Origin of the sequence: Thermogutta sp. (assembly GCF_039793925.1) — a bacterium.
Lineage (GTDB): Bacteria > Planctomycetota > Planctomycetia > Pirellulales > Thermoguttaceae > Thermogutta.
Genome location: NZ_JBAMME010000247.1, coordinates 18,249 through 34,002 on the forward strand (window position 1 = coordinate 18,249; position 15,754 = coordinate 34,002).

A 15,754-nucleotide genomic window follows, 5' to 3' on the forward strand; every position below is an offset into this window, starting at 1 on the left:
GTTCAATCCACCTGGCCGGTCGCCAGGTGTTCACGATTCTCCCCGTCTTGATGAGGCCGGGAACTTAACGCCCGGCAGAGCTCGTTCCAGAGCACATCACTCCCCTGCACAACGACCCGCTCACCGGGCAGAAGTCCCGCCACAATCTCGTAGCGATCTCCGCGGAGGTTACCTATCCGAACCATGCGAGCCTGAAAACGTGGTCCTGTTGGGGGTGTTGCAGACTCGTTATCCACCACAAACACAGACCACGTCGCCCCATCGCGATGGAGAGCCGCTTTGGGCACGGTCAGCACGTGACTGGTCTCGCCCACGATGATCTCCGCTTCTCCCCAAGCACCCGCCTTCAGGAGTTTTTGCTGGTTTTTCACTTCAAGATGAACAGACACATGGGCTCGCACAGGATCATCCACAGGCTCTACCCACACGACGGTGCCTTCTCCCAGCGTTGGCACACCTTCGGCGCGGACGATCGCCCGTTGCCCCGGCCGAACACGAACGGCATCCTCCCCTTTCAGTGAAAGGACAAGCAGCAGCCGCACCGGGTTGACCAAACGGCACACGAGCGCGTTCTGTTCCACGACCTGCCCTTCAGTTGGGGGGATGTCCACGACAACGCCGGAAAATGGAGCCCGCAGCGGTAGTAAAGAAGCTGGCAGGCTGTCTCCCAACTTTCCCCAGCAATCTTCCAGTCCCAGGGAACGCAATACCTCACGCACCCGGGTCCAATCTTCCGCATCGGGTGAAGGCTCCGGACGAGGGAGCCCGTAGCTGATCAGGGTTTCAGCAGCCGCCCGGAGGTGAAGTGTGGCTTCCGTCAACTCCGCCGCCGCCAATTGTTTTTCCTGTTCCGAAACGGGCGCCTGAGCAAGGCTCTCCAGCTTTTGTTTGGCTGCCTTGCGTTCGATCCACGCTTGAAGATACTCCCCCTTCAAAGCAACCAATTCCGGGGAATCAATCAGCGCGATGATCTCGCCCGCATCGACCCACTCATACGGATTCTTCTGTCGTCGCCACACTGTCCCGAACAGGGGTGTCCTCAACTCTGCCTGATCGGCGGGAAAAAACGAGAATCGTCCGTAGCCGTGAATTACCTCGCGAACCGGCTGCGGGATGACCATTTCAGTCGTGACCGCCTGTCCCTTTGCCCGGTCCCGGAGCCCAAATTGCAGAACGGCCCCTACCCATGCGGGTGGCTCAGTGCGGATTCCGCTGGTGTCCGTCTGAGCAATCGCGAGACCGCTGTGCCCCTGCTCACGTGGGCTATCTGTTTTGCGATCGTGCGAGTTTCCTGAACTGTTCGCACACGGACAAAAGTAGATTGCGTGTGTTGCACAGTATTTTGCAACCAGAACTTCGCGGGGCATCCAGTGCACCTGAACCCGTGAAGTCTCCGCATCCCGCCGAACATTGGGTTGATGGTGCCGTGCTGGTCGAAATTGCCATCCCGTTTCGTGTCCCCAGATTCCAAGAGCGGCAAGACCGCCGAGAACAAGGACATGAAGTATCCCCTGTGTTGCTCGGGAAGCCCACTGGCGAATGAGCTTTCCACGCGACTCCGCTGGCATTGCTGTATCCGGCATGACATGTTTCCTCATCGGCTTCACGCAACTTTCCGCAATGCCGTTCTGGCTGTGGCCGAACAATCAGCAGCCGTTACAGGTGCGGTCTATGAACCCGAAAAATCGAGCGGGCGTACGCCCCGGTTGATTAAGCACTAACACCCGGCTGCTGAACACGACGCGAACTGTCAAACGGCTGCACACCAAGGTCAGACCTTTCATTCGCGAGCCAATTTGCCGCTGGGTGGAAAAGGTCTCGCGGGTGCTGCCGATTAATACATAACTTTGGGCCGGACTGCCCACATGATGACGCCACCGGCATCCAAAGGGTGACGGAATTCACGTATAAAATGGGCGCGGATTCACCGCGAGATCAACGCGCGTGCCAAAGTTCCACAGACTGCGCCCATTCAGACAAGAGGTCGTGGAGGTCGTAAAAGGTCGTCAGTTCGGAAGTCAGCGTTTTGCTCGCCCAAGAGGAGATTGGCCCAGTGCACTTCCACGGGTAAATTGACTGCTATGAATTCCGCCGGGATATAGAGGTTAGTGGCCACGACGCACACACCACACCCACAGGCACAATGAGCGCGATTTGCCGGATCCCGGTCTCCAAACCATTCTTGACCTACCGCGGCTTTGGCCCTGTGCCCTCCGGGCTCTGTGCCATTCTGGGGAGAAACACACGACTCCCGATCGCATCGGAAGAGCAAATGATCTCGTTCAAGAAGCCTCGTTACGCAAATAGGAAGAGCCGCGGTCACCGAAGCGGCGTGTTCAAATACGATCAGGTTGCTCCCGACGTAGAGCAGCAACGCAAGCCAATTGATGTCTGCAAATGTAAATTTGGTGTGCATCCCCATTACACCGGGAAAGCCAGATGACCACATCCAGTGATATTCTTCAATTTATCACAACAAAAATCAAGACAAATTCGGCGCATTGACGCGCCCACGCTGAATAAGTATTCTCAGAGTGCCAACGGCTCCGCCGATTTGATTGGACTTGCCGTGTCCTGTTGTTTGCTTCTGAAAGGATACCCGCTATGACTACCCGTACTCCCCAAAAAACGCAGTGCAACACCAACGATGCTGATCGGCGAACTTTCATAAAAGCTTCGGCACTTGCCTCGGCTCTGCTGACAACCGGATCTCTTGCCCGGATGGTACACGCAGGAGAAAGCCACCTCATCCAGGTGGCACTGGTAGGATGTGGTGGTCGCGGAACCGGGGCTGCAGCCAATGCCCTCTCGACTCCTGGTCCGGTCAAGCTCATTGCCATGGCGGACGTGTTCGAGGACCGGCTCAACGCGAGCCTCAACAATCTCAAACAAAGTTTTCCGGATAAGGTAGATGTCCCGCCGGAGCGGCAGTTTCTGGGATTCGATGCCTACAAGAAAGCCATCGACGCACTCAACCCGGGCGATGTCGTTCTGCTGGCCACGCCACCTGCATTTCGACCGGTTCACCTCGAATACGCTGTCCAGCAGGGACGAAACGTTTTCATGGAAAAATCCTTCGCCGTGGATGCCCCCGGGATTCGTCGCGTACTTGCGGCCGGTAAGCTCGCTGAGCAAAAGAACCTAAAAATTGCAGGCGGACTGATGAGCCGCCATTACCTGCCGTTGGAACAGATCATCGAGAAAATCCACGATGGAGCCATCGGCACCGTGATCACGGCTTGGGCTTACCGGATGCATGGGCCGGTGGGATTCCGGCCCAAAAGGCCCGGCGAAAGCGAATTGGCCCATCAGATTCGGAACTACAGTTGTTTCACTTGGCTGAACGGGAGCTTTCTAGTCGATTGGCTCATCCACAATATCGACGTATGCTGCTGGGTAAAGGGAGATTGGCCGATTTCCTGTCAAGGTCAGGGGGGCCGTCAGGTCCGTACAGAGCCCGATCAACTCTTCGACCACTATGCCGCCGAATACACCTTTAAGGACGGCACGCGGATGTTTGCCCAGGGACGACACATGGCCAACTGCTGGGGCTTTTTTGGTGACGTGATCCATGGGGCCAGCGGCTCGGCTGTGCTCGGAGAGGGAATCCCCGACCCACGCCTCTACAAAGGCCATCTGCGTACAGCCGACAATGAGATCTGGAAGTACGAGGGTCCGCCCTGCAATCATTACCAGCGTGAACTCGACCTGCTCTTCGATGCGATTCGCAACGATAAACCTTACAACGAGACGGAACGCTGTGCCAAGTCTTGCCTCACGGCGATCATGGGTCGGATGGCGGTGGAATCGGGTCAGGAAGTAACCTGGGAGCAGGCCCTCAATTCCGACCTGGTATTGGCACCGGATCTGGAAAAGTGGACCAGCCTAGACGATCCAGCTCCTGTTCAGCCAGATGAAAATGGCCGGTACCCCATCGCGATGCCTGGCTTCACAAAAGCGCTGTGAAGCCGCATATTAAAAACAGTACACAGGAATGTGCTCAACTGAGGGGAGCCCGGGGCCTGTCCTGGGTTCCCCTCCCTTCTTGACAACGATTCTCGGATATTTTCCAGGGCGTGGGGAACGAACTTCCATGTTGCGAACTGACGAAATCCTTTCTACGATCCGGATGCTTCACGCCGAACATCTTGACGTTCGGGCGGTCACTCTAGCTTTGAATGTGGAAGACTGTGCGGCTCCCAACGTCGATCATATGTGCCGCAAACTCAAAGAAAAAATCACTGCCCGGGCGTCCCGGCTGGTGGATATTTGCGACCGCGTTGGGGCTAAGTATGGAATCCCGGTGGTCAACAAGCGTCTTGCCATCTCGCCGATTTCTACGCTTTTAGCCGGTCACGGGAAAGGCGCGGCCCTTCAAGTTGCCAGGACCCTCGATGCAGCAGCCTCTGCCTGCGGCGTGGATTTTGTGGGAGGATACACGGCACTGGTCCACAAGGGAATCTCATCGGGAGACCAGGTGGTCCTCGACAGTCTTCCTGAAGTCCTCGCCTCCACTCAGAAAGTGTGTGCTTCGGTCAATGTGGCCTCGCGCAAGGCAGGCATCAATATGGACGCCGTGCGAGAAATGGGCCGGATCATCGTGCGAACCGCCGAGCTCACTGCTGACCGAAAGGGTTTCGGGTGTGCAAAGCTGGTCGTGTTTGCGAATATTCCGGAAGATAATCCGTTCATGGCTGGTGCTTATCTGGGATCAGGGGAACCAGAAGCCACGGTAAACATTGGCGTCTCCGGCCCCGGGGTTGTGGGAAGTGCCCTCAAACGCAGGCTGGAACGCGGCGACAAAGTAACGCTCGGCGAGCTGGCAGAGGAGATCAAAATTACGAGCTTCCGAGTCACCCGGGTTGGGGAACTCATCGGTCGCGAGGTTGCAGCAGAATTGGGTGTGGCCTTTGGAATTGTGGACCTTTCACTTGCGCCCACTCCCATGGTGGGCGACAGCGTGGGCGAGATCATCAGGACGCTGGGCATCGATCGTATTGGTGCTCCTGGTTCCACGGCGGCTGTGGCGATGCTCAACGACGCCGTCAAGAAAGGCGGGCTGTTCGCCTCCAGCTCGGTAGGAGGTCTCAGCGGTGCATTTATCCCGGTGAGTGAAGATGCAGCTCTCGCCGAAGCGGTACGCTCGGGTTCCCTCGTCCTGGAAAAGCTCGAGGCCATGACGTCCGTGTGTTCAGTGGGTCTGGATATGGTGGCCATTCCCGGTGACACACCGCCGGAGACAATCTCTGCCCTGATTGCCGACGAGATGGCCATCGGAGTCATCAACGACAAGACCACGGCGTGCCGGCTTATTCCAGTCCCAGGAGCGAAAGCTGGTGACTGGGTGGATTTTGGCGGGCTCTTCGGGTCCGCACCCGTCATTGAAGTCCGCAACGCTGGTGCTTCTGCCCGCTTCATTCAATTCGGAGGGCGCATCCCGGCCCCACTGCAATCGCTTGGTAACTGACAGTGTACTCCGTTCAGTAAACTGTTTGCCCGGTGATCGGGTAATCGACGGTTGCAGCCACCTGGTTTATTGTCAGCCGTTGGCGTAAGCCCGAAGATCACCGGCAATGGCGTCTAATTGCCGACGCAAGATGGTTTTGTCTTTTGCCAGGCCTGCCAATTCCTCCGGTGGCACGTAGCCGAAAATGTAGAATTTGCACTTGGGTTCCGTACCCGACGGCCGCACCGCCACATACTGATGTCCCTGTTCATCAAGCTCGAGGACAACCACGTTTCCCCGGCGTGCCACCGCCATTGCCAATTCCAACTCATCTTCGTACTGCCCCAGCGGCTGATTGAGATCCCGCACGCGAACTACAGGTTTTCCCCCGAGAGACTTTGGCGGATCGGATCGAAACCGATTCATCAGTTCCACCATTTTTTGCATGCCCTCCTGCCCTGGAAGGGCAATGGAGAAAGCCGTTTCCTCGTGCAACCCGTGAGTCGCGAACAACTCGTCGAGTCGCATGGCAAGCGTTTTTCCGTTCTCCTTCAGCTCCGCCGCCAGCTCACACAGCACCATTGCGGCAACAGCCCCATCTTTATCCCGGGCATGATCGCCGATCAGAAAACCGTACGACTCTTCTGCACCCAGCAAAAAGTATTCCGGCCCTTCGTAATCGATGGTGGCCCCAATCCACTTGAAACCCACCATGAGGTCGTCAATGACCCGCACACCGTGATTCCGCGCAATCCTTCCAATCAGTCGTGTGGTCACGAGTGTTTCCACGACATAGTGACGCGCACTGAGGCGCCCCTGTTCCTGCGTTTTGCGAATGACGTAATCGGTCAGAAGCGCACCAATCTGGTTTCCGGTCAGCGTCGTCCACGGCGATTGACTATCTGAGCGAATGGGAACCGCACACCCGAGCCGGTCACAATCTGGGTCCGTAGCCAGGGCGATGTCCGCACCGATCTTCACAGCTTCGGCAATCAACGGCTCGAAAACTGCCTTGTTTTCGGGGTTAGCAATGTGATCCGGCACATTGGGAAAATCACCGTTGGGTTCGGCATGTGGACCGTAGATATGGACGTCATTGAACCCCGCTGCTTGCAGAGCCGGCACTACTGCCGACGCTCCCACTCCATGCAATGGAGAGTAGAGTATTCGCAAATTCCGTGGGCCAGGATGACTCTGACGAAGGATGGCCTCCACAAAGGCCCGATCGACTTCCTCCTGACAACAAACAATTTGGCCCGACCGGAGTCCTTCCTCAAATGGAATTTTTTGAATGTCCTGGACCGCCATCACCGCCTCGATCATTCGTTCATCGTGTGGCGGCAGCACCTGGCCACCGTTTGACCAATAAACTTTCACCGCGTTGTCGCTCGGGGGATTGTGACTCGCGGTGACCATGATGCCACACTGGCAGCCTTTGTAACGAACGGCAAAAGAAAGTTCAGGCGTACTGCGGAACCCGTCCAGAAAATAAACCTTATATCCGCTCGCCGCCATGACCCCCGCACAAAGCTCGGCAAACTGGCGCGAGCGATGCCGCGTGTCATACGCAATCGCGCAGGCCAATTGTTGTCCGGTAAAAACACTCTTTACGTACTCCGCCACCCCTTGGGCACTTTCCCCAATTGTCCGCTCGTTAATGGCGTTGCACCCGACCGGAAACATCCGCCCGCGACGGCCACCCGTGCCGAACGGGATGACCTGCCAAAATACATCATCAAGGAGTTTCCATTCTTCCTGGTCGATCAGTTGGGCCACTTGCGGGGCATACTCGGCATATCGTGGCTCCACCAGCCATCGCTCGATATTCTTTGCCGCAGATTGAGAAATCTTTCCTTGCGATAACGCCTGCTGAAGTTGACACAAATACTTTTGCACGATGTCCCGCGCCATGGTCATACGGACCACCTCTCCGATTACCTGGTGTTTATCTAGTCGAGCAAATACGCATCGCCGATCCCGCGGAGCGCAGTCTCATATGGCATGAAATCGCAGCCATTTGCCTACCAACAGGTAGATATTCTGTCGCCCCGAGAGCTATCCGAGGAAGCAAATCGAGATGTTCCATTCTCGACCCGCGACCGCACGAAGCCGACTGGATTGCGGGACCTGGACGAAGAGTTTAGATCGCTTCCATTTGAGAGCACCACTCATTCTGGTCTGCCTTTTTGGAACCAGAAGAAGCGATGGCTGCCGGTCAGACTTATCCAGCCCACGGTGGAAAAACCTGTAATTGCAAGCCATCAGGCGAGATCCTTTTTCCAACGTTTTATCGTGGTTTGCTTCAAGCCATGCAATCTCAATAAATTCCTGCTCCTACCAAGACCGGAGAATCGGCAAATGCCACCGGATCCATGCTCTTTCGCCAATTGAGTTAGTGTTGATCGTCACTCACAATACTTGGAGAAACTTTCCTGCGGCTCTTTTTCGACCGTACCTTTGCATCGGCTCATTGCGCCTTTTTTGCCTGGACCTTCTATCCGTCGTCGGCGACCGCACAAGCGATCGATCCCTCAATTTGCGGTACCACTTTTGAGGCACTGTCCTCTATCCAAGTGAATGGCGTTACACGTTTTGTTACAATCCCTGTGGTTCTCGAAGCTTTTTGGGCTGTCCCACCCGATTTTCTGAACTGTACAGCCATCCGCCGTTTTTCGTATAACATGAGACAACACCGACGTTGAGTAGGCCATGCCTTCCTCTCGAGGCCACTCAGCGCATTTTAAGTGGAACCAGGTGAAGGAACAAGTTGGTTGGACAAACCAGGTTGGGATGAGTGTTTCCGTGGTAAATTCGCCGGTCCATTGGTGGGGAGGCTCCCGTGAGTGAACTTATCGTAAGCGTTTCCGGAGTTCGCGGAGTCGTCGGAGAATCTTTGACGCCCGAAGTCGCCCTCAGATTCGCAGCGGCCTGGGCAGCCGCAGCTCCCCCTGGGGTGATTGTGGTTTCACGAGATGGACGCCCGAGTGGAAAGATGCTCCACGCTGCGGTGATTGCCGGGCTGACCGCTGCCGGGCGGAGCGTCCTGGACGTGGGAATTGCCGCAACGCCGACGGTCGGCGTCCTCGTGCAACACTATCGGGCTGCTGGTGCCATCCAGATCACAGCGAGCCATAACCCAGCCGAATATAACGGCCTCAAGCTCCTCAGCCCGGAGGGCCGCGTCATTCCGGATCGGTCCGGTAGGGAGGTGCTTGAGCGTTACCGCACCGGGAAATATGACTGGGTAAGGTTTAACCGAATCGGCAGTGTGGAAACATGCCCTGACACGATCACCCCCCATCTGAACGCGATTCTCAATACTGTGGACGTGGAAAAGATATCGCAGCGGAGGTTCCGAGTGGTCCTGGACTCCAATCACGGAGCGGGCAGTCAGCTTGGCCTGGCTTTGCTGGAAAAACTCGGCTGCCAAGTCATTCCGAGGGGGGAAATTCCCAACGGCGCATTTGAGCACCCGCCGGAGCCGCTTGCGGAAAACCTCGTCGGGATTTGCCAGGTCGTTCGCGAATGCCAGGCTGATGTCGGATTCTGTCAAGACCCCGACGGGGACCGGTTGGCGATCATCGACGGATCAGGCCGCTACATCGGCGAAGAGTATACCCTCGCACTGTGTCTCCACCACCGATTGAAGTCACGCAAGGGGCCCGTCGTTACCAACTGCGCCAGCAGTCGCATGAATCAGGATATCGCAGCCAAGTACGGAGTACCATTCTTCCGATCGCCCGTGGGAGAGGCCAATGTGGTTGACGCGATGCTGGCCCATGACGCGGTTTTCGGCGGCGAAGGAAACGGAGGCCCGATTGATCCGCGGGTGGTTCTTATTCGAGATAGTTTTGTGGGGATAGCCTGCGTCCTCGAAGCGATGGCGGAGGAAGGATGCAGCGTGGCGGACCTAGTGGCTCAGTTGCCTCGGTACGCCATCGTCAAGACGAAAATGAGCTTTCCCACCGAAAAACTGGAGGCGGCTTATCAGGCGGTCACGCGGCGGTTTCGCGATGGTCGGACAGACCGCATGGATGGGCTCCGAATCGATCTCCCCAACCGGTGGGTCCTTATCCGTCCCAGCAATACTGAGCCCATCATCCGGATCATCGCCGAAGCCCCGCGCGAAGAAGAAGCTATGGAGCTGTGCGAAACTGTGAAACAGGCCGTTGCCCCGTTGATCGATTGAGTTACCTTCGAAAAGCAAAGAAGAAGCATAAAATAGAGAAAAAGATGCAAGCGATCGTTTGCTCCGCTAGCCGGTCTCGCTCCACCGCAATGCTTTGGTTCAGCCAAGCGGACCGTTTTTCATCAGGACATCCGGGTATTTACCGCCACAATCGGGGGAATTGTGGGAAAAACGAAGGAGGGACAACGAGCTTTCATGCAACACAGGTGGAGTTGATGAAAGCTCAAAAAAGAAGCATCTGAAAACGAATTGCGTTTAAAGGAACTGACGGAGGGAAGGTCAGCACCACGAGGAGGGCGCGAAGCCAATGAAGAGCAAAGTTCGGACCTTTATCGCGGTGGAGGTAGACGAAGGAGTTCGCAGCCGCGCATCCAAATTCATTAAGCAGCTTCGCCAGTCGGGAGCGGACGTCACCTGGGTCGCCCCGGAAAATATGCATTTGACGATCAAGTTTTTGGGCGATGTGGACTACCGAGACGTCTATCACGTCTGCCGGGCTGTTGAGGAATGCGTGGCTACCGTAGAACCCTTTACCGTGGAAATTCGTGGCGTGGGAGCGTTCCCTTCACTGGAACGACCACGGGTCATCTGGCTCGGGGTGGACCTGGGAGCTGCGGAGATGGAGGCACTTAACGAGCGGGTGGAAACTGCTCTCAGCGCCATTGGCTTTCCGCGAGAAGGAAGAAAGTTTCATGCCCATCTCACTCTGGGACGGGTCCGCAAGAGCGGGCGGGCGCTGGAACACCTGGTCGCCATGCTCCGCGAATATCAGGACGCGGAGTTCGGCCCCACGACCGTCGATCAACTGGTGATCTTTTCCAGTGAGCTCCTTCCGACCGGTCCCGTCTATGAGCCGATGGGGCACGCAGAGTTGAAAGGCTAGGCCCATCGAGGCTGACAACCACGATCGGCCAGGAGATTCGCCCCGCACAAGAGTTGGACCTTTGGGACGGGGTAGTCAGCCCGTCACGCGAACTCGTCGGTAGCCGTCGTCTTCATCCGCTTGATCGTCGGCCTTGTGCAACTTCAGGGTTGCGCCTGTCGGTGTCCGTCGTTCGGGGATGATTCCACGCGTCGTGGTGGCCAGAAACTGATAAAACAGCGCAGCCGGGCCGCTCGAAAAGTTGATCCGCAATTGTTCCAGGACATCGTTCCAGAGTAACCCGCTTCGATAGATGACGCGATAGGCGCGCTTCAACTCCTCGATGGCCTCCGTGGAAAATCCCGCCCGTCGAAGTCCAATCTGATTAAGCCCCACGACGTAGCTGCTCAAACCATCAACCGTCACGTATGGCGGCACGTCTTTGTTGATATGTGCTTGTCCACCAACCATGGCGAAGGAGCCGATGCGGCAGAACTGGTGCACCGCCACCGCGCCTGACACGTACGCCCGATCTCCCACCGTAACATGTCCGGCAAGCATGACGTTGTTGGCAAAAATAGTGTTATTGCCGATGCGGCAATCGTGAGCGATGTGAACATTGACCATAAGGAGGTTGTTATCGCCCACCAAAGTTGCATCTTCTTCATCGAGCGCTCGGTGAATCGTGACATTTTCGCGAATTACATTTCCCGAGCCTATGATCACCTTTCCTGGTCGCTCCGGAATATGCACATGCTGCGGGATTCCACCGAGGACCGCACCCTCGCAAATCCAGTTGTTATCGCCGAGCACCGTCCCTTTTTTGATAGTAACCCGAGCCTCCAACCGACAACCGTCGCCGATCTGGGTGTCTTCCTCCACGACGCAGAACGGACCAATTTCCACGTCACAACCGATGGCCGCCAGTGGGCTGATCACCGCTGTCGGATGTATCCGCGTAGCCATGCTGACCTCCGTGTCCTCCCGATCCCAATGAGCTATGCACCGTCTCTTGACCAGAGCGATGCCGATTCGATTTCACTTGTTCTTACCAAAAGTATCGATTGTAGCGTCTCGTCAGAATGTATCGGACCGGCACGATTTTTCGTTCAGTTTTATCGCGACGGTCGTGCACTTTTCTGCCCGGAGCGACTCTTTTCAGTTCTCTCGGGTTGACCCATTTTCTATCTTTTTAGCTTCCCACGCCGCCGGAAGGGCTCCCGGAGGAATCATGGTCGGCGACAGTGCTGGGAGCAGCGTCCGACTCACTGGGAGCGTCTTTTTCTTCGTAACGCCGCCCTGCTTCCGGCACTGCGTCCACCTCAAAGCGTGCCTCGAGAGCTCCGGCCGCACGGGCTTCCTGGAGCATCTGAACGACGTCAGGGTATGTCCCACCCAATTCCACAACAGCCCGAATGATTTCGTCCAGACTATTGCTCACAAATCGCTTCTGGTCCGCTTCATTGACAGCAAAACGGGAAACGGTGACCTTTCCTGGTTCCTGGCTGGTCACCATGATGCGGTTCCCTGCCTCCAGTGCGAATGTTCCTTTCAGGCGAACGTCGTCGCCAAAAAGAACCACCTCGGCCCGGCGGTTCTTTGTAACGTGCACCATTGGCGGCCCTTCTGTGCGGACAACATGATACCAGAATTGATCACCGAGCTTTTCGCCAGCAATGGCGGCATCGTTGGGGTTCAATTCGACAAGGGCTCGGAAAGCACCGTAACGGGTCTCCGCGCTGGAAGATTTGAGCAGATCCCGAAGAATCTCTATCGATTCCAGGTCGTTGAGTGCACTCAAAGCGGCGAGCGCATACACTCGAAACGCTGGTTCATCCCGCGCAATCTGTCCCAGAACGGGCGCTGCTTCTGGACAGTCCAAGTAGGCAAGTGCTTCTGCTGCGTGAAATCGAACTACCGGCGAGGACGCCGTGAGACCCTTTTTCAGAACCTCGATCGCAGGCGCGCCCAAGGCTTCGAGCTCCAGCGCTGCCTGCGGTGCGGTGGCTGGATTGAGGAGCTCGGATTCCAGCTCTCGCAGTCGCTGAAGACGAATTTGTTCGTTATCGCGCAACGGAATAGCCCGGATGACAGCCACATATCGAGGAATATTATTTTTGTACCGCGGGTGAAGTTTCAGCTCCACGTATTCGTTGGTCTTTGCGCGGGCCACACCTTCCTGAATACCTCGTTGCACGATGTAAAAACGGCGGTTCACGGCGCTTTCAATTCGGGCTGCATTGGCCACCGAATGGTGTTCGGGCTTGAGCAAAAGACCGAGAGTCCGTGAGCGCTCAGCCACGCCGCCGCCCAAAATCCGTCCACGGGTGGCATAAACCGGGTCCTTTTCCGGATCGGCGGAGGGATCCACAAGCACGGGCCCGGACGCCTTGGCAAGGACGTGCCCCTCCCGAACGGCTCCACGAAGAATCATCATTTCTCGGAGAGGGACTTCGAGCAGGAATCCGCCGCGGAGGCTGGTCGTCTCGCTGCGTGAAGGCACCCGGACTTCGACGTCAAAGACGTCCCCCTTTTGGATTCCCGGCCGAAGGTAACCACGCACCAAGACGAGCGCTGTGTTTTTGGAAGCGAGAACCGAGTTGGGATTCTGCACACCGCGGCGCTGCATTTCCGACAGCAAAAACTGCCTCTCGGGTGACGGAAGTGGGTCGCTCCCGGTTCCGTTGAGACCAGTCACCAGACCGATCGCTTCCACGACGATCGTATGCAACCCATAGGGAACCGCCAGATCGCCGACGAGTCGCGGCGCCTTGACCTCCGCTGTTTCACCGAGGACGGGAGTTTTAGACCCCGTCATCCAGAGAGAACATCCGATGATGCAGGAGACCAACCCCAACATCACCGGAATTACAATCACGAGCCACAGCGAGCGAGTTCTCATACCGGCATCCATGCCACTGTGTATCTGGCCCCACCAATCCAATCTTGGGCCACTTACTCCGTTCTGTCCTTGCGTACGAACCTGCGCCAGGCAAGTCGCTCCCCCTCTCAATAGCAAGGGACCATTGTAAGAGAAAGATTGCGTCCTTTTCAATGTCAATTCCGGTCTTCGTCAGCCAGTCTAATAGCCCGAGCACCGGTGCGCATCGAACACAGCGCCACGGCAGGCGTGCCACCAAAGACTGCCCGCCAAAGGTACCAGTTGTGTCTGGGCAACCGTCAGGTTACTTTTATTGGTCAGATTGAAGCCTTCGCACACCTCTCCCCGCAGCATGCTCGACCGTCTCCCGAAGGAGTTCTCCCATGGCATTCCGTCGCGTTATATGGCCGCTTATTATTTCCCTCGCGATCACCGATTTCGTTTTTGGCGAAGCCGAAGTCTCTGTGCTCCCGCCCGGGATAAAGGCTGTCTGGGACCTCGAAAAAGCCTACACTCAGACCACGGCGACTCGCGAACGGGTATGTCTCAACGGCCTGTGGCAATGGCAACCCGCAAAAGGGGGTGAAGAAAACGTCCCCAGCCAAGGATGGGGTTATTTTAAGGTCCCCGGCCCCTGGCCAGGCATCACGGATTACATGCAGAAGGACTGCCAGGTGGTCTATCCCCACCCGAAATGGGCCAGCGTCCGATTGCGGGACATTTCCGCAGCCTGGTATCAGCGAACCTTCACAGTTCCGCTGAGCTGGAGAAATCGTGAGATCGTCCTTGAGACGGAATACGTCAACTCCCTTGCCACCATTTTCATCAACGGACAGAAAGTGGGCGTCATCGTGTTTCCGGCCGGGGAAGTCAACCTTACTCCATTCTGTGAGCCCGGAAAAAACTACACGCTGTCCATTCTTGTGGAAGCAATTCCTCTCAAAGGAGTGTTGATGGCCTACACGGACAGCAATGCGGCCAGACAAGTACGGGGGAGTGTGGCTCGCCGCGGGCTGTGCGGCGACGTTTTCCTGGTGAGCCGTCCCAAAGGTCCGATCATCCGATTTGCTCGGCTTGAGAGTTCCTATCGTCAAGGTAGTGTGCGCATAATGGCCTCCATTGACCGGGCCAGCGGTGAGAAACCGTATCGGCTTAAGGCTGTTTACCGAGATGGCGGTAAGAACGTCCGCGAAGTTGTTTCTCCTCTTTTCCCGGGCGCAAAGCTCGATAATAACTTCTTTGCTTTCGACGACCGATGGCGGCCAGGCAAAGTCTGGGACATTCACACACCTGAAAATCAATACGAGGTGGTCCTATCATTGCTTGACGAGCAGAATAACGTGCTCGACGAATGCTTTCCTATTCGCTGGGGATTCCGCGAGTTCTGGATTAACGGGCGGGACTTTTATCTCAATGGGACACGGATCTTTCTTTCGGCGGTCCCGCTCGACAACGCCCAGGTGGGCGCTGCGTGGTGCACCTATGAAGCAGCCTGTGAGAGCCTTCGTCGTTTGAAGAGTTTCGGCATCAACTTTGTCTATACCCATAATTATGACTGTCTTCCAGGTTCGCACCTGAGCTTCGAGGAACTACTTCGGGCCGCGGATGATGTGGGGATGCTGGTGGCTCTCTCTCAGCCGCATTTTTCCCACTACGATTGGCAATCGCCGGATGCTGAAAAGACCAACGGCTACCGCCAGCACGCGGAGTTTTATGCCCGAGTGGCAGGCTCCCATCCGTGCGTTGTGATGTACGCAACGAGTCACAACGCGACCGGCTATAACGAGGACATGAATCCAGACTTTATCGATGGCATTAATGATCCCCGCGATGGTTGGTCGCTGAACAACGCCCGACGAGCCCTCCGGGCAGAAGCCATCATCCGGGAGCTTGATCCCACTCGCCCGGTTTATCACCATTCATCGGGCAATCTGGGCACCATGCACACGAGTAACTTTTACCCCAATTGGGTACCCATCCAGGAGCTTTGCGACTGGTTCGAGCATTGGTCGACGACAGGGGTGAAGCCGTTTTTCGCATGCGAGTACGGTGCTCCTTTCACGTGGGACTGGGCGATGTATCGAGGATGGTACAAAGGTCAGCGCGAATTCGGTAGCGCTGTAGTGCCATGGGATTTCTGTCTTGCCGAATGGAACGCCCAGTTTCTTGGGGCCCGCGCGTATCAAATCAGTGAACAGGAAAAACGCAATCTTCGGTGGGAAGCCCGACAATTTCGAGAAGGTCGGTTGTGGCACCGTTGGGATTATCCGCACCAGCTCGGGTCCAGCGATTTCGACGAGCGCTATCCGATCTTGGCTAGGTACCTGGAAGATGCCTGGAGAGCGTTCCGTACCTGGGAGGTTTCGGCCATTTCTC

Annotated in this window: 11 protein-coding genes; 5 read left to right on the forward strand and 6 right to left on the reverse strand. The window is 56.4% G+C overall.

Features of this window, described 5'->3' with window-relative positions; genetic code table 11:
• Window positions 1-2: 2 nt before the first annotated feature.
• Both ABJK56_RS11815 and ABJK56_RS11820 read right to left on the reverse strand, forming a co-directional pair.
• Window positions 3-1,583, reverse strand: coding sequence for an efflux RND transporter periplasmic adaptor subunit (locus ABJK56_RS11815; protein ID WP_347244873.1), 1,581 nt, complete (start codon window positions 1,581-1,583; stop codon window positions 3-5).
• Between the two features lie 389 nt (window positions 1,584-1,972).
• Window positions 1,973-2,416 (reverse strand): hypothetical protein, encoded by a 444-nt coding sequence (locus ABJK56_RS11820; protein WP_347244874.1) that lies wholly within the window; start codon window positions 2,414-2,416, stop codon window positions 1,973-1,975.
• Window positions 2,417-2,604: 188 nt separating this feature from the next.
• On the opposite strand from ABJK56_RS11820, the gene ABJK56_RS11825 reads away from it, so the two are divergent.
• Window positions 2,605-3,966, forward strand: a complete 1,362-nt coding sequence (locus ABJK56_RS11825) for a gfo/Idh/MocA family oxidoreductase (protein WP_347244875.1) — start codon at window positions 2,605-2,607, stop codon at window positions 3,964-3,966.
• Window positions 3,967-4,093: 127 nt separating this feature from the next.
• Window positions 4,094-5,467: a PFL family protein gene (locus ABJK56_RS11830; protein ID WP_347244876.1), complete on the forward strand. Its 1,374-nt coding sequence runs from the start codon at window positions 4,094-4,096 to the stop codon at window positions 5,465-5,467.
• Between the two features lie 72 nt (window positions 5,468-5,539).
• On the opposite strand, the gene ABJK56_RS11835 is transcribed toward ABJK56_RS11830, so the two are convergent.
• The gene (locus ABJK56_RS11835; protein WP_347244877.1) at window positions 5,540-7,363 is read right to left on the reverse strand and encodes a phospho-sugar mutase; all 1,824 of its coding nucleotides are present in this window, start codon (window positions 7,361-7,363) and stop codon (window positions 5,540-5,542) included.
• Between the two features lie 922 nt (window positions 7,364-8,285).
• Here ABJK56_RS11835 and glmM point away from each other — a divergent pair.
• Both glmM and thpR read left to right on the forward strand, forming a co-directional pair.
• Entirely contained in the window at window positions 8,286-9,635 is a 1,350-nt protein-coding gene (gene glmM, locus ABJK56_RS11840) for a phosphoglucosamine mutase (RefSeq protein ID WP_347244878.1), read from the forward strand.
• Window positions 9,636-9,942: 307 nt separating this feature from the next.
• The gene (gene thpR, locus ABJK56_RS11845) at window positions 9,943-10,518 is read left to right on the forward strand and encodes an RNA 2',3'-cyclic phosphodiesterase (protein ID WP_347244879.1); all 576 of its coding nucleotides are present in this window, start codon (window positions 9,943-9,945) and stop codon (window positions 10,516-10,518) included.
• A gap of 75 nt (window positions 10,519-10,593) precedes the next feature.
• Here thpR and lpxA read toward each other — a convergent pair whose 3' ends face one another.
• From lpxA to ABJK56_RS11860, 3 genes are all read right to left on the reverse strand, one after another.
• Window positions 10,594-11,463 carry an acyl-ACP--UDP-N-acetylglucosamine O-acyltransferase gene (gene lpxA, locus ABJK56_RS11850; protein WP_347244880.1) on the reverse strand — a complete coding sequence of 290 codons (870 nt, stop codon included), beginning with the start codon at window positions 11,461-11,463 and terminating at the stop codon, window positions 10,594-10,596.
• 226 nt (window positions 11,464-11,689) lie between these two features.
• Window positions 11,690-13,399: a flagellar basal body P-ring protein FlgI gene (locus tag ABJK56_RS11855; RefSeq protein ID WP_347244881.1), complete on the reverse strand. Its 1,710-nt coding sequence runs from the start codon at window positions 13,397-13,399 to the stop codon at window positions 11,690-11,692.
• Window positions 13,400-13,579: 180 nt separating this feature from the next.
• Entirely contained in the window at window positions 13,580-13,732 is a 153-nt protein-coding gene (locus ABJK56_RS11860) for a hypothetical protein (protein ID WP_347244882.1), read from the reverse strand.
• Window positions 13,733-13,761: 29 nt separating this feature from the next.
• Here ABJK56_RS11860 and ABJK56_RS11865 point away from each other — a divergent pair.
• Window positions 13,762-15,754: sugar-binding domain-containing protein (locus ABJK56_RS11865; RefSeq protein ID WP_347244883.1), on the forward strand; the 1,993-nt coding region annotated here is incomplete at its 3' end.